The organism is Natrialba asiatica DSM 12278, assembly GCF_000337555.1.
Classification (GTDB): Archaea; Halobacteriota; Halobacteria; order Halobacteriales; family Natrialbaceae; genus Natrialba; species Natrialba asiatica.
Map to the genome: position 1 here is coordinate 251,960 of NZ_AOIO01000030.1, position 22,831 is coordinate 274,790.

The following is a 22,831-nucleotide window of genomic DNA, read 5'->3' on the forward strand; positions in this document are numbered from 1 at the left end:
TCATCCGCTGAACTCGCTGAACTTGGTGAAAACCGCAGTTGAGCGATCGAGAACGGGATCGCACGCGTGTTTACTCAACCACAGTCATCCACTCGTGCAAACAGGACGAGAACAGCCAGTGCGACAGTTCGCTTTGCCGGGCACTACTCCTGCCGGTTGACTCCGTTCCCAACCGGTCCGAGACACAGTCCAGTTCGACTCACAGAAACCGAGAAGATGCCTCCAGACGCTGCTCAATCCACCTCCCACTCCACATCATCCGCCCGGACGGTCGCTACCTCCTCCCGATCGCCGAACACGCGAAAGACGAACCCCGCGTCGTCCCGTTCGAACTGCAGATCGATCGTCGTGACATCCGTACTGAACTCGGCTACCGCAGATGGCGATCCGTCCCGCGATGCAGGCGCTTCGAGGCCGTAGTCCTCGTATGCGACCTGCGTCGAGGCGACGATCATATCTTCCGCATCGTATACGTCCGCATCGATCCCGCTTGCATCCGTCTCTCGAACCTCGAGTCGGTACGTCTGAATCGGCATAGTGGCCGTTCTCCCGGGCATCGGATGGCGATACGGCTTACATGCGCATGCGTCGCAACCGAGACGACACAACGGAGACCGGGTCACACCGACTCGTAGGAGCCAAGCCGGGTCCCATCGAGGAGATACGCCTCCCCGTCCGCGAGCCCGTCCGGAAGAAACGGCGAGAGAAACGACTGCTCCGGCAGGTTCACCCACGTTCCGCCGACGAGTTCATTGAACGCCGGGAGGACGATAATCTGTGGTGGCTCGGCCGGTGAATCGTCCGCAAGCCACGGCAGCGTCGCTCCGAAGTGGTCGCGAAACGGGTCCGGATCGAGCCGACCGCGGAGCCAGACGCGTTCGACCCGACTCCCGCCGACTTCGTCTTCAAGGCGGACACACGGGTGTTCGTGGCCGAGACAGACGACTGCTGAGTCGAGAACGGCGCGCGAAGGCCAGGTGTGCCCGTGACAGACGCCGACGGTGCCGGTGCCGGTACCGGTGCTAGCGCTCTCGGAACCGAGCGCGATACCGTCGCCGGAAACGATGGTTACCGACCCCGCTGGTGGACCCGTCGGGGGGGCTGTCCCATCGGCTGGCTCCAGCCACGTCTCGATCGCGCCGTCGTGATTGCCTTTCACGATCGTCACGTCGAGCGATCGCAGCGGTTCGGATTCGAAGAGCACCTCGAGTTCAGCGCGCTCGGCACCGCCGGGGTCGCCGATCGAGTGCATGAGATCGCCGAGGACGACGAGGCGGTCGGGATCGGTTCGCTCGATGAGCGAGGAGAGGCGTTCGCGGCGCTCGGGGGCGTGACTGGGGACGTCGACGCCGCGTTCGTACCGCAAGCCGGCTTCGTAGCCGGCGTGGTAGTCCGCAACGAGAAGCGCCCGCTCGGTCCCGAGATCGGCGAGTGCGGCCGGCTGGCCGAGGACGGGTTCGACGCGGGTGTCGGCGGGTTCGGGGGTGCCAGGGGTGTCGGGCGGGCGGGAGTCTCGCATGCCGAACTCGATCAGATCGCTTTGAGCGTTTCGTCACCCGATTCGTAGCACTGCCCGCCCATCAATGCGTCCTGAATCGCGTCTTCGATGTCGGCCTCGGACGTGCCGGTGTCGGCGGCGACGGTTTCGATCAGTTCCGTACGGTCCGCCCCGTCGCCGTCGTCTAAGTCTTCCATCGTGTCCACGACGTGCGCCTGTAGGTCGACGGTTTCCGGCTCCTCGGTCGCTTCGGCCTCAGCCTCGTCCGCATCGGTCGCGTCCGCGTCACTCGCACTGTCGTCCGGTTCCGGCTCCGGCTCATCCGTCTCTTCAGTCTCCGTCTCTGGCTCCGATTCCGCTTCGGAGTCGGCCTCCACGGCCGTCGACGATTCCGCTGCGTCGTCCTCCGCAGAATCGGTCTCGAGATTCGATGCCGGCGGTGCGCCGAGGTCGTCGCTCGCGCTTGAACTCGTCTCCGCATCCGTCTTCGCTTCGCTTGATTCATCGTCGCCAGCCGTCGCATCGGCGTCGGTGACGTCCGCAGCGTCCGGCACATCGATGTCCGCTTCGCCCGGATCGTCGACTTCGGTTCCCGTCGTGAACTCGGTCCCGAACTCGTCTTCGATCTGCTCGCGCTCTTCGTCGTCCATCTCGTACATGCCGCTGTCACCGGGATCAGGACCGGAACCGGAATCGGTATCGGCATCAGCATTGACATCGGCATCGGCATCGGAACCGGCATCGAAGTCGCCGAGCGATTCGGACTCGGCATCGTCGACTTCGGCCGTGTCGTCCGCGGTATCCTCGGAATCCACAGTCCCTTCGGTACCAGTCTCAGTAGTCTCCTCGGTATCCGTAGTACCGGCTTCAGCCGCCGAACTCTCGGTCGCATCCGGCTTTTCGCTCGCTGCAGCCGTCTTGCTCTCGTCGGACTCGAGTTCGTCGTCGGCTGTGGCTTCGTCACCGGACTCGTCGAGCTCGACGCTCGTCGTTTCCGTCTCGGTCGCCGTGCCGGTGGCGGCCGCCGTCTCGTCGGTGCTCGCCGGTCCGTCGCCCGCTGTTGCCGTTGCCGCAGTGGCTGTGTCAGCCTTCGGCCCCGACTCGGAGTCCGTCGCTCCACCAGCGTCACCAGCGCCACCAGCGAGTTCACGCTCGTCGATGTCGAGGCCGTCGCCGGCGGCAAGCGACGCGAGCGAGTCGACGGTCACGTCCCCGCCCGTCTCGTCCGGTCGAACGGTGAACTCGCCGACCTCGTCGCGGTCGTTCGCGACGACTTCGACCGCCTCTATCGCACAGTCTCGAAGCGCAGCGAGGTACGACGGCGTCGTGCCGTAGTGATCCCGTGCGAGCGGGATGCCCGCCGCGAGACCGAACTCGACGCCGGCCTCGCGCAGGGCATCGGTCACTCCGTCGTCGCTCGCGTCCGGCAGCGAGTCGAGCGTCGCGGCCTCGGCGTAGGTGCCGACGCGCTCGATGGTCTGTTCGGCCGTGGTGACGACCCACCGATCGCGCGTTTCGGCGTCGACCGCGGCGATGCTCTCCGGCCGAATCGACGTGTAGACGCGGTCGCCGTCGTCGGGTTCGAACGTCCGAGCTTTGCCGGTCACTGCGACGAACGCCGGCGGTTCGACCTGCTCTAGGAAGGCTAGCGCATCGGGCTGGTACTGCCCGGCGTAGACGACGAACGCACCCGTCGGATCGACGACGCGGGCGCGAACCATCTCGTCGTTGACCGCCGTGACCTCGGTGAGCGTCCCGACGGCGAAGACGCGGTTGACCCGGGCACCGGTCGGTGAAACGACGTAGTTCGGCGCGCGCTCCTCGTCGCTCTCCGCGTACGACAGCGAGGCGTCGTCGTACTCCGCCGCGAAGAGCCGATAGGCGATCTCGCGGCCCGGAATATCCTCGTCGTCGGAGCCGTTCGCGCTCATGCGTCCACCTCCTCGGCGTCCGCGCCACCATCGATCTCCGTTACCCTCTCAACCTCCTCGAGGAAGGCGCGTGCACGCACCTGCGGATCGTCGTCGCTCTCCCCGAACCGTTCCGCGTCGAGGTTCGCCCCGTACTCATCAACCGAGAGGTGTCCGCGCACGCTGAACTCGTGGCCGACGATGCGCTCGCGGATCGTGTCGGCGACGACCGACTGGTCCATCGCCTCGCGCGCTTGCTCGAGGGCGTCATCGAGCGTGCCGCCGTAGACATCCGCGGTCAGTTCGTCGTCCAGTACGACCGTGACGGTGCCGGTGCCGTCGTCGAGGATCGCCTTCACGCGAAGGTCGTCGATCCCGTCGACGTCGCCGTGGGTCCGGCACTGCCCTTTCTGAATGACGCGGTAGCACTCCGGACAGCGCTGGATGAGCCCGGAACCGTCCCGCACCGCGATCACGTTACCGACGAGTTCAACGTCGTAGATGCCGCCGGTTTCGACGGCCTCGCGGATCGCCATCGTCGTCGTGTCCGCGCCGACCTCGATCTCGCGGTCGAGTTCGGTGACCGTCGAGAACTCGGAGACGTTGATCTCGGGGACGCCGCGGAACTCCTGGACGTAGGCGTTTTCGATGCGGACCGGGCCGCCGTCCTCGATTTCGGGTGCGGGGTCCCAGTTCGTGAACGGGAGGCGGCCGCTCTCGTCGCCGAAGACGCCGCTCAGGATTTCCGTCTCGCCGTCGCGGCCGTCGATCGTCCGACGTTCGCACTCGAGAACGGTAACCTCGACGGCTCTCGCGCGGTCGCCGGTTTGCAGGTCGGCGAGTGTCGCGTCGCCGCCGATTTCCTGCGTGATCTGCAGCGACTCGTCGACGAACGAAAGCGAGGTGCTTTCCCCGATGTTGAGTTCGGGTTCGCCGTCCCACTCGCGGACGCCGGCGTTGCCGGCGGTGATCGTGTCACCCGGTGAGAGTCCGAAGTCCTCCCAGGCGGTGTAGTCGATGGTACCGGTCTCATCGGCGAGTTCACCTTCGACAATGACGTGGTCCGATCCCTGGTAGCGGATCGATCGCTTGCCGGCGGTGAGGACGGTGCACGTGACGGTGACGTTACCGTCTTCGGGCGTGATTTCGCCGATTTCCCTGCTCGAGGGGGTACTGCTTCCACCGCTCGCGCCGTCGCCGTACTTTCGGCGGAGGCTCTGTTTGGCTTCGTCGACCGGAACGCTGTACTCCACGAGATTCTGCAGGTCGGATTTGACCTCCTCTTTGTCAACGCCGAGGTCGGAGGCGAGATCCTCGGCATGATCGTCGAGTTCCATCACTTGCCTTTCGTGTGGGGGCTTCAAAAGCGTTCCCGCAACGGGGTGAAAGTAAAGCGTTCGAACGGATTTCGGCGGGCCGGGTTCTCCGGCGGACCGCGAACGTGACCGGATGTGGAGTGGCGGTGTTAGTCCGCGTAGCCGAGCGCCGAGAGACGCTCCTCGACGGCGCTCTCGTCGGATTCGTCGGATTCGGCCGACTCGTCGGCTGCGGTCGGCGTCTCGATCGCCTCCGCGGGGGCGTCGCCCGATCGCACAATCTGTTTTCGCTCCGTATACGGCGGAACGAACCACGGGACGGTGTTTAGTTCCGGCATCCGGATGTTCGTCGGGTGAAAGTAAACCGGGACCGGGAACGGCGTCGCCCACTCACCGAGCGCGTTTCCGTGATCGGCCGTGATCACCGTCTTCCCCGGGAGATCCTTGGCGAGGGGAACGGCCTCCTCGAGTACCCGAATCAGGTTGTCGCGATAGGCCTCCCAGAAGACGCCTTCCTCGATATCGCCGTTTTGCAACTCCTCCCAGACGAATCCGGGCGCATCGTCCATCGAATCTTCGAGCATCATATCCCGAAGTCCGCTCGTGATTTCGCTGTCGACATCGAGTTGCGTTTCGCCGATAAACGGGACGTGGGGCTGCATGAAGTGAGCGATCAGCCGCTTGTTCGGGTAGGTGTCGTGAGCGGACCGGGCGCGTTCGGAAAGAACCGCCGGGAGAACAGTCCCTGCCTCGTCGTCCCAGTCGTCGATCCAGGGGCGGTCCGTATCGTAGAACGTATCGTCAAGGATCCGTTTTTCGTGGGGGTTCGCGGTGACGTAAACGGTGTCGTTGTGAGTCCGTCCCTCGAAGTTCTCAGAGAGGAACTCCGGCGACGAACTGCCGCGAGACTGAAACCGGGAGAGTTCGCCGTCTAACGAGTTCTTGGCATAGATCTGCGTGAACAGATCGTATCGACAGCCGTCGAGAATAATCAGGTTGTCCCAGTCCGCATCCATCACGTACTCGCCGTCGTTTCCCCGAATCCGCTTCTGGATCGGACCGAGAACGGAGGACAGCAGGAGTTGGCGTCGCATAAAGGGAGTCGTCAGCGCCCCCTTTGCCGTAGTCAGCTTTTCCTGTAGGGCCATGAATGACTGTTCATTCACAGCGGTTAAAAGATTACCGAATGAGATTTCCGAAAACAATAAACACGGGAGGAATTGGGAGCGTGGCCGTCGACTCAGGGGTAGAACGTTTGCGAGTATTGGATCGAGAGCGTTCGAGTCCGTAGATGCGTGGTCTATCCGGTACGGAAGACGACACACGGGTGAACAGGGACGGAGCGTAATTCGCCCGCAATGATCACGGAACACGAATCACGGATTACGGATCACGGATTACGGATCACGAATCACGGATTACGGATCACGAATCACGGATTACAGATTACGGATTACAACTCACGAGTTCACTGCGCCACCATCGGCTCGCCACTCGTGGCGGACGGATCGCCCGCCGTGGCTGCCGCCGACGGCGACGGACACCGTAGCTTCTTGGGGACTCCCGCCAGAGGGGGGCGTATGCACGTCGTCGTCAACGCCGCCACGAGTGCGGACGGCAAACTCTCCTCGCGCCGGCGCGAACAGGTCGCCATCAGCGGCGAGGCGGATTTCGACCGCGTCGACCGACTCCGGGCCGACAGCGACGCCGTCGTCGTCGGCGTCGGCACCGTGCTCGCGGACGACCCCCACCTCACCGTCAAGGACGACGCCCTGCGCGAGCAGCGCCGCGACGCAGGCGAACCGGCGAACCCCGCCCGCGTCGTCGTCGACTCCACCGGTCGAACGCCGCTCGACGCCGCCGTCCTCGACGATGCCGCGACGACGTACGTCTGCCTGACCGAATCCGCACCCGTCGAACAGCGGCTGGATCTCGCCGACCGCGCCGAACTCGTGACCGCGGGCGACGAACGGGTCGACCTCCTGCGCGCCTTCGCCGCGCTCCAGAACCAGGGCCTCGAGCAGCTCATGGTCGAAGGCGGGGGCGAACTCATCTTCTCGCTGTTCGACGCCGGACTCGTCGACGAACTCTCCGTCTTCGTCGGTCCGACGATCATCGGCGGTCGGGACGCGCCGACGCTAGCCGACGGCGACGGCTTCGTTGCGGACTTTCCCGCACTCGAACTCGCGAACGTCGAGCGACTCGACGACGGGGTGCTGTTGACGTGGCGCGTCGCGGACGGAGCCGGAACGTAAGGTCGTCCGGCACCCGCGGCTCAAGATCGCCGGCGTGGCGCTCACTGAGTTCGGTCGAGCGCCGCGATCGTTTCGTCGGCGAGTTCACGCACGAGTTCAGCTGCGGGAAGAACGTCGCGCGTGATGCCTGCACTCTGGCCCGCATACAGCGGCAGTTGCTCAACCTCGCCGCGTAGCTCTGGAGTAGCAAGCGAATCTTCGTATCGGCGGACTGGCGTTCCGTCTCCGGTTTCCGCGACGGTATCGTTCGAGCCCGGACGGTCGGTTTCGGGTTCCCCTGCGGCTCGCCAGTTTGCGACGGTTTCGTTTTCGAGCACTCGGTGTGGGGCGTTCGGCCATCCCTCGTCGTAGAGGGTGGCGTAGACGGTCTCGGTTTCGCTCGCGTCGAGCACTCGCTGCCGATAGAGCCGGTGAACGCGGGCTTCTGGGGTCGCCAGGAACCGCGTACCGAGCCACGCACCGGCCGCGCCGAGCGTGAGCACGGCACCGATTCCGCGCCCGTCCGCGATGCCGCCGGCGGCGATAACCGGCGTGTCCGGCACGGCGTCGACCACGCGGGGAACCAGCGGGAGCGTCGCAACGTTGCTCTGGACGTGACCGCCGGCCTCCCAACCCTGTGCGACGATACTGTCGACGCCTGCGTCGACGGCGGCCATCGCTTCGTCGGCGCTTCCGACGGACTGCAGTACCGTCCCGCCGTGGTCGTGAATCCGCCCGACGTAGGGTGCGGCGTCGCCGAACGAGAAGGAGAAGACGTCGACTCCTTCCTCGAGACAGCACTGGATGTGCGTCTCGGTTGGAACCGTCTTCGCGTCCGGATCGACGACGATATTCACGCCGAAGACGCCGTCCGTTCGGCGGGCGGTTTCGGCGGCGACCTCGCGGGTCTGAGCTTCGTCCCGCCAGGTGATGGCTAGCATACCGAGGGCGCCGGCATCGGCGACGGCAGCAGCGAGTTCGGGACAGGTTGCACTGCCGATGGGCGCTTGCACGAGCGGCGCGTCGAGGTCGAGCATTTCGGTGAGCGAGGTTTCAAGGCGCGACATAGCCGAAGGGAAACGGTTCGTCCGGCCGCCGCTTGAATCTGGTGCTCCCTGCGTTCGTCCGGTTGTCGGTCGATCGCCGGCCGATCGCATTTGTCCGGCCGTCGCCGTCCGGTCATCGCCGTCCGCGTCCGCTCCCGTCACATCTATCCTCCCGCAGCACCTACGAGCGGGTATGGAACGAGCTACGTTCGGCGGCGGCTGTTTCTGGTGCGTCGAAGCGGCACTCGAAGCGCTCGACGGCGTCGACTCGGTCACCTCCGGCTACGCGGGCGGCCACACCGAGAACCCGACCTACGAGGAGGTCTGTTCCGGACGCACCGGCCACGCGGAGGTCGTCCAGGTCGAATACGATCCGGCCGACGTCGCCTACGAGGACCTGCTCGAGGTCTTCTTTACGATCCACGACCCGACGACGAAAGACCGCGAAGGTCCAGACGTAGGCTCGCAGTACCGCTCGGCGATCTACGCCCACGACGACGAGCAACTCGAGACGGCCGCGGCCTTCGCGGCTGAACTCGAGAGCGAAGGGCTCTACGAGGGGATCGTCACCGAAATCGACCCGCTCGAGACCTTCTACGAGGCCGAGGAGTACCACCAGAATTACTTCGAGAAGAACCCCAACGACGCCTACTGCTCGATGCACGCGGCACCGAAAGTCGAGAAAGTCCGCGAGAAGTTCGGCCCCGACGCGACCGCGGAACACTGATTTTTCGACGGAGTCGAACCGGCGGCTCGCAGTCGACCGCGGTGCGCTCATTCGAAGGCTTCGATTTGAATACCGGGTCCGTGGTGAAATTCGGCGAACAATGCCTGTTGGAAGCCTCGGTCCGGACGACGTTATCACGGCGAATCGAGACACTGAACTCGGCGAAATAGCGCGGCTGCTCGCGGAGGAAAACGTCGGCGCGATCGTCGTTACCGACGATAGCGGCACCGAACCCGTTGGAATCGTCACCGACCGCGACGCGGCGCTCGCGATATACGACCACGACGGCGAGGATGTCGCGTCCGCGACGGTCGACGAGGCGATGACGGCCGATCCGGCGACGATCCGCGAGGACGCGGAGTCGATCGAAATCTCGAGGGCGATCGACGAACACGGGGCTCGTCGGTTCCCGGTCGTCGACGACGCCGGCGAACTGACCGGAATCGTCACGCTCGACGATCTCGTCGCGACGATCGGCGAACAGCTCGACAACGTCGCCGAGACGATCGAACAGCAGTCGCCGGAGTACAGTCCGTAACGCCGCTCGATCCGCAACCGTCGTTTCCAGCGGGATCCCCCGGCAGTGAAACATACGTCCCGCTGGAGCACCTGGCTCGAGTATGACCCGCTCGACTTCGGTTCTCGTCATCGGCGGCGGCGCAACCGGTACCGGAATCGCCCGCGACCTCGCGCTCCGCGGCGTCGACGTAACGCTCGCCGAACGGGGCGGCCTCTCGGCGGGCGCATCCGGGCGCTCGCACGGCCTGCTCCACAGCGGCGCTCGCTACGCCGAATCCGACGCGACGGGCGCGCGCGAATGCATCGAAGAAAATCGCATCCTGCGAGATATCGCCGGCGAGTGTATTCGGGAGACGCGCGGGCTCTTCGTCCAACTGCCCGACGATGACCCGACCTACTTCGACGCGAAGCGCAAGGCCTGCGAGGACCTCGATATCCCCGTCGATATCATCGACGGTGAATCCGCACGGGACGCCGTTCCGGATCTCTCGGCCGACGTCGAACGGGCGATGTGGGTCCCCGACGCTGTCGTCCTTCCCTCCCGGCTCGTCGCGGCGAACGCCGCCGATGCGCGCGACCACGGCGGCGACATCCTGACCCACGCGCCGGTGAACTCGATGACCGTCGAGGACGGTCGAATCACCGGCGTCTCTCTCGGCGGCGAGTTCAGCGAGAGGATCGAGCCGACGATCGTGGTGAACGCGGCCGGCGCTCATGCGGGGGCAGTCGCCGAACTGGCGGGCGTCGCGGTCGAAATGCGACCGACGCGGGGCGTGATGGTTGCGGTCGAACACGGCGGGCTCGGTCCGGTACTCAACCGCTGTCGAGAACCCACGGACGGGGATATCGTCGTTCCCCACGAGGACGAGGTCGTTCTCGGAACGACGAGCGTCCCGGTATCGGATCCCGACGAGTTCACGCGCGAGGACCGGGAGATCGAACAGACGATCCGGGAGTGTGCGACCATGCTGCCGGCGGTCGCCGACGCGCCGCAGCTCCGGACCTGGTGGGGGGTTCGCCCGCTGTACGAGCCCGACGAGGCGGCCCGCGGGGGCCGCGGGATTTCGCGCGGGTTCTTCCGGCTCGAGCACGCGGACGATGGCGTCGAGAATTTCGTCAGTATCGTCGGCGGCAAGTTGACGACGTACCGGCGGATGGCCGAATCCGTTGCCGATCTGGTCTGCGAGCGACTCGGCGTCGACGAGACGAGTTCGACCGCAGAACGCGAGTTACCGGGCGCGTCGAAGCCGGCTGAACTCGACGCGTTCGTTCGGGAGTTCGACGGGCAGGGGCCGACGGATACGGATCTCGTCGGGCGATAGGCTGCCGTACCGTCTGCAGGAGGCAGTTACCGGTCTCGAAGCCACGCCTCGGCGTCGTCTCGGTTGTCGAAGATCCGCGAGGTCGTGTTCTCCCCGACTTCCGTGACCATGTCGTCGACGGACATGTTGGCGACGACGCTCTCGGGTTGGACAATCGCCATGTTCCGCAAAGGCGAATCGAACGCGCGTGGATGCCACTCATCTTGGGTCCACTCGCGGTCCTCCGGGGTGACCGTTCCCATTTCTCGGAGGTCGGCGAGCCAGTTCCGGGCGTTCTTCTGGATCACGAGGCCGAGTCCTTCGTCGAGGCCCTCGCGGTAGGTATCGCCCTTCGCGAAGTCCTGCCAGTTCATGACGACCGCATCGAGCGTTCGATCCCATTCGACGGTCAGCGAATCCGATTCGTAGTGCGCCATTACAGTAGTGGAGACATATATGATTTATAAAGATTTTCGCCACCTCTCCAATAGAAAACAGAACTATCGATCATACACATTTACGTGTGAAGCATTCTCTCCCGAGATTTGACTGAATGACAGGTGCCCAAAATAGATATCCCTCGGCGGGCCGATAGAATGACTAATGAGACTAGTCGAAGATCAGGTGGCAGTTATCACCGGAGCGGGTTCCGGAATCGGGCGCACGACCGCAAAGACGTTCGCCGATCAAGGTGCATCCGTCGTCGTCGCCGACGTAGATACTGACGGCGGGGAGGCGACCGTTGACGCGATCACCGACGACGGCGGCGAGGCGACGTTCGTTCACGCGGACGTTTCCGATTCTGCGGACGCCGAGGGGATGATCGAAACCGCCGTCAGCGAGTTCGGCGGGATCGACGTGCTCTTTAACAACGCGGCGATCGAGGGGCCCGTGTCGCGACTCGACGAGTACGACAACGACGCCTTCGAGCAGGTCATCGACGTGAACCTGAAAGGCGTCTGGTACGGAATGAAGTACGGCATCGAGGCGATGCTGGCCGACGACGGCGGCTCGATCATCAGCGCCTCCTCTATCGGCGGCGAGGTCGCCGTGCCCCAGTACAGCGGCTACGGCGCGGCCAAGGCGGCCGTCAGTCAACTCACGAAGTACGCGGCGATCGAGTACGCCGAAGAGGGAATCCGGGCGAACGCGATCGCACCGGGAATCGTCCGCACGGAGATGATCGAACGGACGATCGACGAGCACCCGGAGATGGAAGCCCAGTTCGAGGAAACCGAGCCGATGCCCGGCCTCGCGGACCCGGAAGAGATCGCAAACGCCGTGCTCTTCCTCGGCTCCGACCTCTCCTCGCGCGTGACCGGCGTCACGCTCCCCGTCGAAGGCGGCTACCTCGCACAATAAGCCGGCCGCACCGGTTCGTCGCTACGTTTCGTCGCTGCAAGTCGGTCGTTCTCGATCCTCACTGCTGGCGCAGCCGTTCCCGTAACTCGAGCGACTGCGTCGCTGCCCGGCCGAGATCGACGCTGAACTCGTGGTCGTCGTCGAGTTCGATATCGATCCGGTCGAAGGTGGCGACGTAGCGGGTGCTGTCGTGGCGACCGCGGTGGCGTTCGGTCGTCTCGGCGATGAGTGCCGCGTCGCGGAGGCGGTCGAGTTTGCGGTAGGCGGTCGACAGCGGAAGGTCGGTTTCGTCGGCGATTTCGCGGGCGGTCTGTGGGGTTTCGAGAAGGGCTATAATGGCTCGACAGCCGGGATCGTCGAGGGCATCGATGATCGCCGCGAGCGGCGGCGTTTCACCGTTCGGGCAGTCGAGAGACATCGAAACTGCGTACGGATCGAGGACTCAAGACGGTTGTGTCGGATCCGGGCGGTGCGACAGGAATAGCTACATGTACGATCGGGTCGACGGCTGGGATATGAGCGAGGATCGGACGTCGGAGACGACAGATTCCCCGGAATCGGTTGCATCGTCTGAGACCGTCGTCGAGAACACGCCAGGACAGGGCCGAACGCCGGAGGCCGAGCGGATCGAGCCGGCAGCGCCGGCGGAGTTCGGCCTCGTGCAGGTCTGGTGGGGTGACGGCAAGGGAAAGACGACGGCGACGCTCGGGATGGGGATGCGGGCCGCGGGTCACGGCTACCGCGTACACGTCCTGCAGTTCATGAAAGGCGGGGCATCGAGCGTCGAGGCCGTCCGCGGCGAGTACAACGCGATCGATGCACTACCGGGAATGAGTTACGAGAACCTCGGCCACTACGGCTGGCACGGCATGGCAGACGGCAGCGACGAAGCACAGCACGAGGCCGAAGCGCAGGCGGGCCTCGAACGCGCCCGCGAGGTCCTCACCGCGGCGAGCGAGGCCGATCTCGGCGCGCCGCTCGACCTCGACGGCGATCCCGAGGACGGCGTCCACATGCTCGTCCTCGACGAAGTGCTCTACGCCGTCGAGCGCGACCTGTTCTCCGCGGACGACGTGCGCGACCTGCTCGATGCGAAGCCGGCCGATCTCGAACTCGTACTCTCCGGCGGGCACGACGAGCCGACGTATCTCGAGGAGCGCGCGGATCTGATCACGAACGTCCGAAAGGAGAAACATCCGATCGAAACCGGCCAGCGGGCGCGTCGCGGAACGGAATTCTGATCCTGATTTTGACCGCTCCGCCGTTCTCACCGCCCGCGGTGGCGGGCGGGTGCCAGCACAGTTATTACCAGCCACTGTGAATGCCCGTTCAACTGATGGGTATCCTTCGAGTCGATGAGTTGCGCCAGTCGTACGGAGCCGTCCGGGCGGTCGACGGAATGTCTTTCGACGTCGAACGCGGAGAGTTGTTCGGCTTTCTCGGACCGAACGGTGCCGGCAAGACGACGACGATTCGGTCGCTGACCGGCCAAATCGTCCCCGATGGGGGAACGATCAGCGTGCTGGGAACGGACCCAACGACGACCCCGCTCGAGACGAGACGGCGGGTCGGCATCCTGCCGGAACAGGCCTCGCCGCCGAGTTTTCTCACGCCGCGAGAGTACCTCGAGTTCGTCGGCGACGTGCGCGATTTAGACGAGACCACTGTCGCGGCGGGTATCGAGCGCTGGGCGGAACGACTCGGCTTTGCGAGCAAACTCGAGACGCTGCACACGGACCTCTCGCGGGGCCAGCAACAGAAGGTGATGATCGCGCAGGCGTTCATCCACGAACCCGACGTGGTGTTGATCGACGAGCCGCTTGCGAACCTGGACCCGCTCGTCCAGGAGCAGGTCAAGCAGTTCCTGACCGCGTACGCGGCCGACGATAACGCCGTCTTCGTTTCGACGCACAACATCGACGTTGCGGCCGACATCTGCACGCGGGTCGGCATCGTCGCGGACGGCCGGATCGTCACCGAGCGGTCGCTCGCCAACGAAACCGGTGACACACTGCTCGAGACCTTCCTCGAGCACGTCGACGACGCGGACGCTCGCGACATGCCGGCGCTCGAACGGACCGAAATCGAAGCATGAGCGGAGAACAGACCGGGCAAGACGAGCAACAACCCGGCCAACTGGAGCGTGTTACCGATATCGGCGGCGGTATCGGTAGCGACAGTGGTGGCATCGGTAGCGGTACGAATCGCCTCCTGTTTACCACCCTCCTGCGCGAGGAGTGGCGGCTCCACACGCAACTGTTCGGCGGCTGGCGCTTTGCCTCCTTTCCCCTCCTGATCGTCCTCCTCGCCGCCGCCGCGACCGTCGCGCTCCTCGAAACCGGCACGCCCCCCTCGACCATCGTCCTCGGCCTCCACGCCCTCGCGCTCGGGTTCGGCCTCTACAGCGGCACCGCCGGCTTCGCCGGCTCGAACATGCTCGAAAACGTCTTCGGCCGGCTCTCGCTCGTCCTCTCGTCGGCATCCACGCTTCCCCTCTCCCGCCGGCGGCTCCTCGGGATGTTCCTCGTGAAAGACGCGCTGTTCTACGCCGTCGTCTTCATCCTCCCGATGGCCACCGCCGCACTCCCGATCGGCGGCCGCTCGGCGACGACGCCGACCGAACTCGTCGCGCTCTGGTTCTCGCTCTCGCTCGTCTTCGCCGCCGGCATGACGGCGACCGTCGCCCTGATCGCCGTCCGAACTCGGGGCGTGCCGACCTGGACAATTGCGTTGGCTCTCGTCAGCGCTGCCGCCGGCACCTGGGCGCTGGACGGATCTGCCGCGATCGAATCCGTCCGCACGCTGGCCGTCCCGCTGTCGGGATCGATCCCCGCGGCGGTCGGACTGGCGGGCGGAACGGCTCTCGTCGCCGCCGGGTCGCTCGCGCTGTACGACCCGACCTACGGCCGGCCGACGCGGACGGCGAGCGATCGGTTTTCCCAGTTACGGGCTGCCGGCGACCGGCTGCCGTTCGCGGACGATCCCCTCGTCGTCAAAACGCTGCTCGACCTCTCGCGCTCCGCCGGCGGCGTCTGGAAGCCGTTCGTCTCCGCGGGCATCCTGCTGGCGCTGGTCGCCGCACTCGTCGGCGTCGTCCGCGAAATCACGGGCATCGAACCCGCGCCCGGCATCTTCTTCGGTGGCGTGCTGGGTCTCGCCGCGTTTACGACCTACAACTGGCTCACGCAGTTCGACTCGCTCGAGTTCTATCTCACGTACCCGGTCGCCATCGACGACGTCTTCCGCGCCAAGCGGGCGGCGTTCGTCCTCGTGGGAACGCCGGCGGTCGCCGTGCCGTACCTCGCCGCCGTCGTCCGGTTCGAGGCGGCGCTCGTCGACGCCGCCGTCGGCGCGATACTGCTCGCCGGCTACGGCCTGTACTACTACGGGCTGACGGTCTACATCGCCGGTTTCGATCCGAACGAGTTCCTCTTCGACTCGGTCCGCTTCGGCACGTTCACTGTCGGCGTCGCAGTCGCTATCGTCCCGACGCTGGTCGCGGGATTCGTCGTGGTCCCGCCGACGCCGACGCTCGCGGTCGGTCTGGCCGTCGCCGGAATCGGCTTCGGCGCGCTCGGCGTCGTGCTCTCTGGCCGGGCGGGACCGAAGTGGGCCGAGCGGTACCGGGACGAGTAACGCCCCGCTGAACTCGCGCTCGCGTCGCCGTCGTTATCGCTATCGTCGGCATCGACGCCGACGGACGAATCTCCGGCAAGGACGCCAGTCGCTCACGTACTCGCTGTCGAGTGTCGGTGGCATCGGACGGGGGACGCTCCACCGGCGATGTACGTAGTTGTCCGGCCTGCGGCGGACCAGTCCGTGCCGTCAGTGAACTCGATCCGGTTGCGGCGGTTCGAGAACGGCGGTGGGGAGTCGGAACCGATAGGACGATACGCCGCGACGCAGCAGGGACGTGTGAATGACGCGGACGCTTCTGGTGGCCGGGACTGCGAGCCACGTCGGCAAATCGACCGTCGTCGCGGGACTCTGCCGCCTGCTTGCAGATCGGGGCGTCTCGGTCGCACCGTTCAAAGCACAGAATATGAGCAATAACGCCCGCGTCGTCGTCCGCGCGGAGGCACGAGACAGCGACAACCCGTCGGCTGCTGAAGCGAACCCGAACGAGGTCGACGACCGGTGGGGCGAAATCGGCGTCTCGCAGTTCACGCAGGCCCGCGCGGCGCGGCTCACCCCGACGACGGATTGCAATCCAGTCCTCCTGAAACCGCGCGGCGACGGCGAGAGTCAACTGGTCGTGCAGGGCCGGGCCCGCGAGCACGTTCCCGCCGGCAGCTACTACGAGACCCACTGGGAGGACGCCCGCGTTGCCGCCGAGAAATCCTATCGACGGCTGGCGGCCGACCACGACGTGATCGTCGCCGAGGGCGCGGGCAGCATCGCCGAGATCAACCTCCACGATCGGGACCTCGCGAACGTCGAAACTGCCCGGTTCGCCGACGCCGATATCCTCCTGCTCGTCGACATCGAGCGCGGCGGCGCGTTCGCCAGCCTCTACGGCACGATCGAACTCCTGCCCGACGACGTCCGCGAGCGCGTCGTCGGCGCGCTCATCACCAAGTTCAGAGGCGACCCGTCGTTGCTCGAACCCGGTATCGAGGAGATCGAATCGCGGACCGGCGTCCCGATCCTGGGTGTATTGCCCTACGACGACCCCGGCCTGCCCGAAGAGGACAGCGTCGGCCTCCCCGGCATCGAAGAACGAGGAGTGCGCGGCGACGACGACGGCGTTCCGGGAGAGCAGCGGCTTCGAATTGCCGTCCCACGTCTCCCCCGCATCTCCAACGCGACCGATCTCGAGGCGCTCGCCGCGGAACCCGGCGTGTCGGTCGTCTACGTGCCGATCGACGATGGAGCGAGCGAGAATCCCCTGGACGCAGTTGCGGCCGACGCCGTCGTTCTTCCGGGGACCAAAAACACGGTCGACGACCTCCGCGCGCTCCGCGCCGCCGAGTTCGGCGACGCACTGCACGCCTTCGACGGGCCCATCGTCGGCATCTGTGGCGGCTACCAACTCCTCGGCGAGCGACTCGCCAACGCCTCGCTCGAAGGAACCGGGACCGACGATGCACTCGACGGGCTCGGATTGCTCCCCGTCGAAACGCGGTTCGACGAGGACAAGCGACTCGAGCAGACGACGGTCCCCGTCGACGGGTCGACGACCCCGCTGCTCGCCGGCGTAGATGGGACCGCGTCAGGGTACGAAATTCACGCCGGTCGAACGCGGGCGCTCGAACCGGTCCAGCGACCGCTCGGTGACGCGAGTGCAGCACGCGGACAGGTACTCGGAACCTACCTCCACGGCGTCTTCGACAATACGGTGGTCCGCACGGCGTTTCTCGAAGCCGTGGCGCGGTCTGCAGGCGTCGAGTGGGATACGGAGAGCGTGAACTCGCCCGGAGAGACAGCAACGGCACCCGCAGATCGGGCCGCAGAATTACTTCGACGGCATGTCGACGCGGCGTTTCTCGAGTCAGTTCGACCCTGATTACGGTTGGTTTGGCGCCCCCTCTCGGTACGTTCCAAGCAACTCCTCTAAAATGATGCACTCCTGATCGGTCGCTTCGTAGTGGGTGTCGATAAACCGCTCTGCAGCCTCGTAGTTGCCCCGCAACCCCTGTTTGCGGACTGTAATCACGGCGTCGAGGAAGAACGTTCCACCGTCCGTTCCCAGTGCCTTCGCGTGATCTTCTTCAGTGATATCGAGTTCTGATTTGATCTCGTCGAAGTTGAACGTCTCGACGTCGTGATCGGGGTCGATGAGCGTGAGTACGTACTCCGCAGAGAAGCGATAGAACTCGGATTTGCTCTCGAACATACCGTCGTCGACGAGGGTGTCGATCTCCTCGACGACCTCGTCGGGGTACCTGACGGTATCTTTCGCCATGGGTCGATATGCAGTCCGGGGCATAATTACTGTTTCGGAGCTGTCGGCGTCGGTGACTATCTTCCAGGCGATGAATACGCTAGACAAACACTATCAGTGCTATGAGAGCGGAAGAAACCCCAGCGAAGGGGAGAATTGCGCTCTCACAGCGAACGCGCAACTACCTACAAATTTATTATTTATCGGACGTAACGGAGTCACGCAATGGCAGACGAAGACGAAATCCGTGAGCAGATGATCGACGCGTTCGAAGGCGCTGACTACCCGATTTCGAGTCCAATGGACCTCGTCCCGGCGCTGCCGAACGGTCCGGGGACGAAGTTCGAATCCGGGGATTTTTCGATGACCGCGATGGAACTAAACACGAAAATATCCGGCGGCGACTTCCCGTACGACGATCCGGAATCGTTCGTCGACGATGTCATCGGCGAACTGAAAGCAGCAGACGAGCTATAACCGGTTCGGTGACGGGGGTGTGACAGCAGCACAGCCGTCGTTCACTCGCACGGCCGCCCGTTGGCCGACCGTCGAATCACGGCGACCCCTATGTTTTATTGCAGGTCGCGGTGTTGGGTAGAAAGTATACCAGCTCGGAGCACTGGCGTGGTGACGAATAGCCGACACCCCGGACACATGGAGCATTCACAGGAAACCGTCTCACTCGTCTGTGTAACGACCGCACCTGCGAGCGAACACCGACTCTGCACGGAACTCGAGGCGACGGACCGTGATCCGCCAGTGGAGACTCTCGTTCGGTCACTGGCTGAACTCCGGTCGACGAATCGATCTGGGGCCGCGTTCGCGTCCGATCCGGATGGGATCGTTATCGATGTCGATCGGCCTGCGTCGTTGCAAACGGCTATTGATCAGGTTGAGAACGTGAGAACGGAAGCGCGGACGAGAGAGTCCAACCGGGACAGGACACAGGACGACGACGGCGAACAGCCGATCATCGTCACGCCACAGAACGGCAGCGAAACGCTCGCTGCAGCGGCACTCCGGGCCGATGTGAGCGAGTACGTTCCGGCGAGCGATAACGCCGTCAACCGCGTGCTCAACGTGGTTCGAGAAGAGACAGCGGCGACTAGCAGCCGTGGGAGTGACTCCGAGGGAGAGCAAGACGGAGAGGGAGAGCAAGACGGAGAGGGTGAGCAAGACAGAGAGGGTGAGCAAACGGAGGAAAAACGGGAACAGGATCGAGAACAACGACAGGACCAGCGACAGGAGCAGACGAGCGCAGACACCGAACCAACCGTCGATACCAGCGCCGAACCCGACTCCGAAGAGCGCGTGGAACGCGACGCCGAATCGACGGCCACACCGAACGCCGCCCACGACGATACCTATCACCGGATCATCGCCAACGAACTACCCGACGAGGCGTTCGTCATCAGTGCCGACGGAACGTATCTGGAGTCAAAAATCCGACCGAGTTCAGCCGAACTCTACACCATCTCCGCAGCTGAACTCGTCGGCAAGCGCCTCACCGATGCGTTCCCGGAGGAGACCGCGACACAACTGCAGGACTGTCTCGATCGCGCACTCCGAACCGGCGAGATCCAATCCGTCGAGTACAGCGTCGAGACCACCGAAGGCCGCCGCCGTTACGAAGCGCGTGTCGTCCCGATCGACGAACGCATCGACGGCCAGCGCGCCGTCATCTGGCTCGCCCGCGATATCACCGAGCGCGCACAGCGCGAACGCAGACTGCGGGCCAAGCAAGCCAATCTCGAGACGCTCAACCGGATCAACGCCGTTATTCGGCAAGTGATCGAAACGCTCGTCGACGCCCCCACCCGGGATGCGATCGAACGAGAGGTCTGTGCCGAACTCGTCGATTCGGATCTCTACTGTGCGTGCTGGATCGCCGAACGTACCACGAACGGCGAGTTCACCTATCGAACCGGTGCGGGCGAAGCAACGACGTATCTCGAGGCCGTTCGGAACGTCGACGACTCGCACGGTGGGTACTCACAAGAGCGGACGGAGGCGGGGGCAAGTGGAGAGTCCGAGGCTGACACGGCAACCGCGACCGCGGCGGGTGAGGAGGCTGACGATGATACCGACGGGAACGGCGGCGGTGATCGTGAGAGTGAACACGATGGAGACAGCGGTACCGACACTGACACCGACACCGACAACGGGACCACCGGCCCCGTCCCACCAACGGACATCCAGAGACCGGTCGAACGAACCGGAACCACGGGGGAAATACTGACGGCAAACCACATCCTCGAACGAGAGCCCTTACCCGAGCCGATACAGGCCGCCGCCAGCGAAGACACCGTTCGGGCGGCGATCACCGTTCCGATCGTCCACGAGCAAACGATCTACGGCGTGTTGACCGTCCTCGCGAGTCGCGCTGATGCGTTCTCGGACACCGAACAGGAAGCGTTCAAACTCCTCGGGGAAACCATGGGCTTTTCGATCATGGCAGTCAAAAGCCGCCAGTTGCTGTTTGCCGATACCGTCACCGAACTCGAGTTCAGAATCGACGGTGGGGAGTCGTTTTCGTTCGATCTGACGACGGAGTACGACTGTACGTGTTCCCTCGAATGGTCAGGGACGACCTCGGATGGCCGACCGATCCAGTACGTGACCGTCGACGGACTCGATGGAGAGACGGTAATGGAGGCGGCATCGGAACACGAGTCGATCGAGTCGTGTCGGCTTATCCACGACGGCCGGGATCACTGTACGATCGAGATGCGATTGGTCGAGTCCGGCGTTCGGACGATTGCGAATCACGGGGGAACGATTCGCGACGTGACGGTCGCAGACGGGGTCGGAACCTGTATCGTTGAAGTCCCCCAGCACGGCGATGTTCGAGAGGTTGCCGAGGCGTTGGCGGTCGTCTACGAGAATACAGAACTCATGGCGCGTCGCGAAGTTGACCGGCCGGTTCACACGGCAGTCGAACGCCGCAATCGGATCCACGAGGAGCTTACAGACCGGCAGTTGACGACGCTACGGCTCGCCTACTTCAGCGGCTTCTTCGAATGGCCGCGCTCGAGCACCGGCGAGGAGATCGCCGAGACGATGGGTGTGACCCCGCCGACGATGCACCAACACCTCCGAAAGGGGCTCAAGGCGGTCCTTTCCGAATTCTTCGAAGAGGGGAATAGCCCGACGGAGTAACCGGCTCCAAATTGGAGCCGCGAATAGCCGTCTGTCCGGTGAACTCGTCTCCGCGATACGCCTGTACCCGCCCGAGTTCACCGCGGTCTCGAAGGATCGGGGGTCGTCCACCGGGAAGGGGGACGACTCGCTACGATGACCGCTGGTGAGATGGCGCAAATAAAATGCGGTCTACTGCCGCGGATGATCCGATCGATCGCGGCTGAGCGGTAGAAAAGGGATTACTCGTCGGCGTCTGCGTTGACGTTTTCGTCGTCTACGTCACCGTTTTCCCCACGGACGAAGGCAGCCTGGCTGTCAGCGTCCTGATCGAGATCGCCCGCGCTGGGGCCCTCGATGAGGTCTTCGAAGTCGTCGGCCTCGTCGTACTGATCCTGGTAGACGAGTGCTGCTTTTCCTGTCGAGGAAATCTCGTAGAGGCCGGATCGTTCCGCTGGGCCGATTTTCTCGACTAGGCCGTAGTCTTCGAGGACGGGAAGACGGGTGTTGATGTTTTTTCGACTCTTTCCCGTGTGGGCGGCGAGATTCGTCGCGACGTTTCGCCCCTTATCCTCGAGCGCTTCGAGGATCAGGAAATCAGTTGGCTGGCGTAGCTTCACTCTCTGTCACTCTCGTACCGAACCTTTATTTCCACTGGTAACTAATACTTTCGGCTTGTCCCGGTGAGTTCGCTTTGGAAATCACTATCGGCAACAATATATGTGGTCGCGCGTAACGATGGCGTGGGGCCAGCAAACCCCCGCTGAACGCCGGCCGTAAGCCATCGGAGCCGGCGATTGTCAGCGCCAGCAGCCAACGGTATTTATTCATTCGCCACGGGCGTCGGCCAGCGTTCCGGGATCGGCCCGACACGCGGGTCGTCGTTCCATAGCTCAGTTCCGGACAGCAACTGCGTTCGCTGCCCGACGAGTGCAACGCCGGCGGTCCCGAGCCAGTCGAGAACGCGGGCGACCGCGGCGGGTGACCGGACGCGGTAGGATGCCGTGGAGGGATCGTCATCGCCGACGCGAATACTGATGCCGTCGGAGTCGATGGCGCGGAACGCGGACTCGTCGGTTACGTCGTCGCCGATATAGAGCGGGACGGTTCCGTCCGGGAGCGTCGACGTGATGACGTCGACGGCGTCGCCTTTTCCCCAGTCGATCGTCGGTCCGATTTCGAGGATGCGTTTGCCGGGAGAGACCTCGAGTTCGTCGCCGCCGAATCGGTCGACGACGGTCCGTGTGAGCCGGCGAACGGTGGGGCGAGCAGCGGGTGGGACGGTGCGCACGTGGACGGTGCCGGTCAGGCGCTTGTTTTCGATTCGAACGTTTGAGATCGGGTCGAGGACAGTTTCGAGCAGTTCGCAGACGGTTTCGAGTCGGGCGGCGCGTTCGTGTGCGACTGGGTGAACGGCGACGGTCTCGTTCCAGGCGAGTTCGAGGCCGTGATTGCCGGCGTAGATGCGCGGCCCGTCGATGCGGGTCCGCACGTCGGCGAGGCTCCGTCCGCTGACGATAGCCGTCGTGACGGGAGCGGCATCGACGAGCCCCGCGACGGCGGTTTCGTTTGCCGTCGTTGGCGCGGCTGCATCGGGCTCGTCGACGATGGGGGCGAGCGTCCCATCGAAGTCGAGACAGACCAGCAGGTGCGTCGCGTCGGCGAGGGTGGCCCGGAGCTGTGGCAAGTACTCGCCGGTCAGGAGTGGAGGCGGCTGTAGTGGTGTCTCGGGCGGGACGTCGTCTGTGTCGATTTCGTCGGTATCGGTATCGGTATCGGTCTCGGTGCCGGTGTCGGCGCTATCGATACTGGTGTCGGAACCGTCGTCGCTGGCCGCTGACTGATCGGACATAGTTCGCAAATCGGGTGTGGGTGGGGATCGGATGGTGGATCGAG

At 64.5% G+C, this 22,831-nt stretch carries 22 protein-coding genes; 11 read left to right on the forward strand and 11 right to left on the reverse strand.

Going from position 1 to position 22,831, the window contains the following annotated elements; translation table 11 throughout:
* Positions 1–233: 233 nt before the first annotated feature.
* The 5 genes from C481_RS12690 to C481_RS12710 all read right to left on the reverse strand — a co-directional run bounded on the left by C481_RS12690 (position 234) and on the right by C481_RS12710 (position 5,818).
* Positions 234–536 (reverse strand): hypothetical protein, encoded by a 303-nt coding sequence (locus C481_RS12690; protein WP_006109622.1) that lies wholly within the window; start codon positions 534–536, stop codon positions 234–236.
* Between the two features lie 83 nt (positions 537–619).
* Positions 620–1,519 (reverse strand): metallophosphoesterase, encoded by a 900-nt coding sequence (locus C481_RS12695; RefSeq protein ID WP_006109623.1) that lies wholly within the window; start codon positions 1,517–1,519, stop codon positions 620–622.
* 11 nt (positions 1,520–1,530) lie between these two features.
* On the reverse strand, positions 1,531–3,429 hold the full coding sequence (locus C481_RS12700; RefSeq protein WP_006109624.1) for a hypothetical protein: 1,899 nt from the start codon (positions 3,427–3,429) through the stop codon (positions 1,531–1,533).
* Positions 3,426–4,745, reverse strand: coding sequence for a Single-stranded DNA binding protein (locus C481_RS12705; protein ID WP_006109625.1), 1,320 nt, complete (start codon positions 4,743–4,745; stop codon positions 3,426–3,428). The genes C481_RS12700 and C481_RS12705 overlap by 4 nt, the downstream gene beginning before the upstream one ends.
* A gap of 128 nt (positions 4,746–4,873) precedes the next feature.
* The gene (locus C481_RS12710; RefSeq protein WP_006109626.1) at positions 4,874–5,818 is read right to left on the reverse strand and encodes a hypothetical protein; all 945 of its coding nucleotides are present in this window, start codon (positions 5,816–5,818) and stop codon (positions 4,874–4,876) included.
* Positions 5,819–6,304: 486 nt separating this feature from the next.
* Between C481_RS12710 and C481_RS12715 the strand changes: the two genes are divergently transcribed.
* Positions 6,305–6,979, forward strand: coding sequence for a 2,5-diamino-6-(ribosylamino)-4(3H)-pyrimidinone 5'-phosphate reductase (locus tag C481_RS12715; protein WP_049904632.1), 675 nt, complete (start codon positions 6,305–6,307; stop codon positions 6,977–6,979).
* A gap of 41 nt (positions 6,980–7,020) precedes the next feature.
* Here the strand turns inward: C481_RS12715 and C481_RS12720 are convergent, their stop codons facing one another.
* Positions 7,021–8,025: an NAD(P)H-dependent flavin oxidoreductase gene (locus C481_RS12720; RefSeq protein ID WP_049904651.1), complete on the reverse strand. Its 1,005-nt coding sequence runs from the start codon at positions 8,023–8,025 to the stop codon at positions 7,021–7,023.
* A 172-nt stretch (positions 8,026–8,197) separates the two neighbouring features.
* Between C481_RS12720 and msrA the strand changes: the two genes are divergently transcribed.
* From msrA to C481_RS12735, 3 genes are all read left to right on the forward strand, one after another.
* Positions 8,198–8,731, forward strand: coding sequence for a peptide-methionine (S)-S-oxide reductase MsrA (gene msrA / locus C481_RS12725; protein ID WP_006109629.1), 534 nt, complete (start codon positions 8,198–8,200; stop codon positions 8,729–8,731).
* A 100-nt stretch (positions 8,732–8,831) separates the two neighbouring features.
* Positions 8,832–9,269, forward strand: a complete 438-nt coding sequence (locus C481_RS12730) for a CBS domain-containing protein (protein ID WP_006109630.1) — start codon at positions 8,832–8,834, stop codon at positions 9,267–9,269.
* Positions 9,270–9,351: 82 nt separating this feature from the next.
* Positions 9,352–10,572: an FAD-dependent oxidoreductase gene (locus C481_RS12735; protein WP_006109631.1), complete on the forward strand. Its 1,221-nt coding sequence runs from the start codon at positions 9,352–9,354 to the stop codon at positions 10,570–10,572.
* Positions 10,573–10,598: 26 nt separating this feature from the next.
* Here the strand turns inward: C481_RS12735 and C481_RS12740 are convergent, their stop codons facing one another.
* Entirely contained in the window at positions 10,599–10,988 is a 390-nt protein-coding gene (locus tag C481_RS12740; RefSeq protein WP_006109632.1) for an STAS/SEC14 domain-containing protein, read from the reverse strand.
* 166 nt (positions 10,989–11,154) lie between these two features.
* On the opposite strand from C481_RS12740, the gene C481_RS12745 reads away from it, so the two are divergent.
* Entirely contained in the window at positions 11,155–11,913 is a 759-nt protein-coding gene (locus C481_RS12745) for an SDR family NAD(P)-dependent oxidoreductase (protein WP_006109633.1), read from the forward strand.
* A 58-nt stretch (positions 11,914–11,971) separates the two neighbouring features.
* On the opposite strand, the gene C481_RS12750 is transcribed toward C481_RS12745, so the two are convergent.
* A complete protein-coding gene (locus tag C481_RS12750; protein WP_006109634.1) occupies positions 11,972–12,331 on the reverse strand; it encodes a winged helix-turn-helix domain-containing protein in 360 nt (119 codons plus the stop codon).
* A 70-nt stretch (positions 12,332–12,401) separates the two neighbouring features.
* Between C481_RS12750 and C481_RS12755 the strand changes: the two genes are divergently transcribed.
* The 4 genes from C481_RS12755 (at position 12,402) to C481_RS12770 (ending at position 17,419) form a co-directional block, all read left to right on the forward strand.
* Positions 12,402–13,154, forward strand: a complete 753-nt coding sequence (locus C481_RS12755; protein ID WP_006109635.1) for a cob(I)yrinic acid a,c-diamide adenosyltransferase — start codon at positions 12,402–12,404, stop codon at positions 13,152–13,154.
* A 95-nt stretch (positions 13,155–13,249) separates the two neighbouring features.
* Positions 13,250–14,008: an ABC transporter ATP-binding protein gene (locus tag C481_RS12760; RefSeq protein WP_049904633.1), complete on the forward strand. Its 759-nt coding sequence runs from the start codon at positions 13,250–13,252 to the stop codon at positions 14,006–14,008.
* A complete protein-coding gene (locus C481_RS12765) occupies positions 14,005–15,549 on the forward strand; it encodes a hypothetical protein (protein ID WP_006109637.1) in 1,545 nt (514 codons plus the stop codon). The genes C481_RS12760 and C481_RS12765 overlap by 4 nt, the downstream gene beginning before the upstream one ends.
* A gap of 283 nt (positions 15,550–15,832) precedes the next feature.
* Positions 15,833–17,419, forward strand: a complete 1,587-nt coding sequence (locus C481_RS12770; protein WP_006109638.1) for a cobyric acid synthase — start codon at positions 15,833–15,835, stop codon at positions 17,417–17,419.
* Here C481_RS12770 and C481_RS12775 read toward each other — a convergent pair whose 3' ends face one another.
* A complete protein-coding gene (locus C481_RS12775; RefSeq protein ID WP_006109639.1) occupies positions 17,420–17,818 on the reverse strand; it encodes a CopG family transcriptional regulator in 399 nt (132 codons plus the stop codon).
* 204 nt (positions 17,819–18,022) lie between these two features.
* Here C481_RS12775 and C481_RS12780 point away from each other — a divergent pair, with 204 nt between their 5' ends.
* On the forward strand, positions 18,023–18,274 hold the full coding sequence (locus C481_RS12780) for an MTH865 family protein (protein ID WP_006109640.1): 252 nt from the start codon (positions 18,023–18,025) through the stop codon (positions 18,272–18,274).
* Positions 18,275–18,451: 177 nt separating this feature from the next.
* The gene (locus tag C481_RS12785; RefSeq protein ID WP_006109641.1) at positions 18,452–20,956 is read left to right on the forward strand and encodes a bacterio-opsin activator domain-containing protein; all 2,505 of its coding nucleotides are present in this window, start codon (positions 18,452–18,454) and stop codon (positions 20,954–20,956) included.
* A gap of 221 nt (positions 20,957–21,177) precedes the next feature.
* Here the strand turns inward: C481_RS12785 and C481_RS12790 are convergent, their stop codons facing one another.
* Both C481_RS12790 and otsB read right to left on the reverse strand, forming a co-directional pair.
* Positions 21,178–21,555, reverse strand: a complete 378-nt coding sequence (locus tag C481_RS12790) for a winged helix-turn-helix domain-containing protein (protein WP_006109642.1) — start codon at positions 21,553–21,555, stop codon at positions 21,178–21,180.
* A 203-nt stretch (positions 21,556–21,758) separates the two neighbouring features.
* Positions 21,759–22,787 (reverse strand): trehalose-phosphatase, encoded by a 1,029-nt coding sequence (otsB, locus tag C481_RS12795; protein ID WP_006109643.1) that lies wholly within the window; start codon positions 22,785–22,787, stop codon positions 21,759–21,761.
* Between the last annotated feature and the right edge of the window lie 44 nt (positions 22,788–22,831).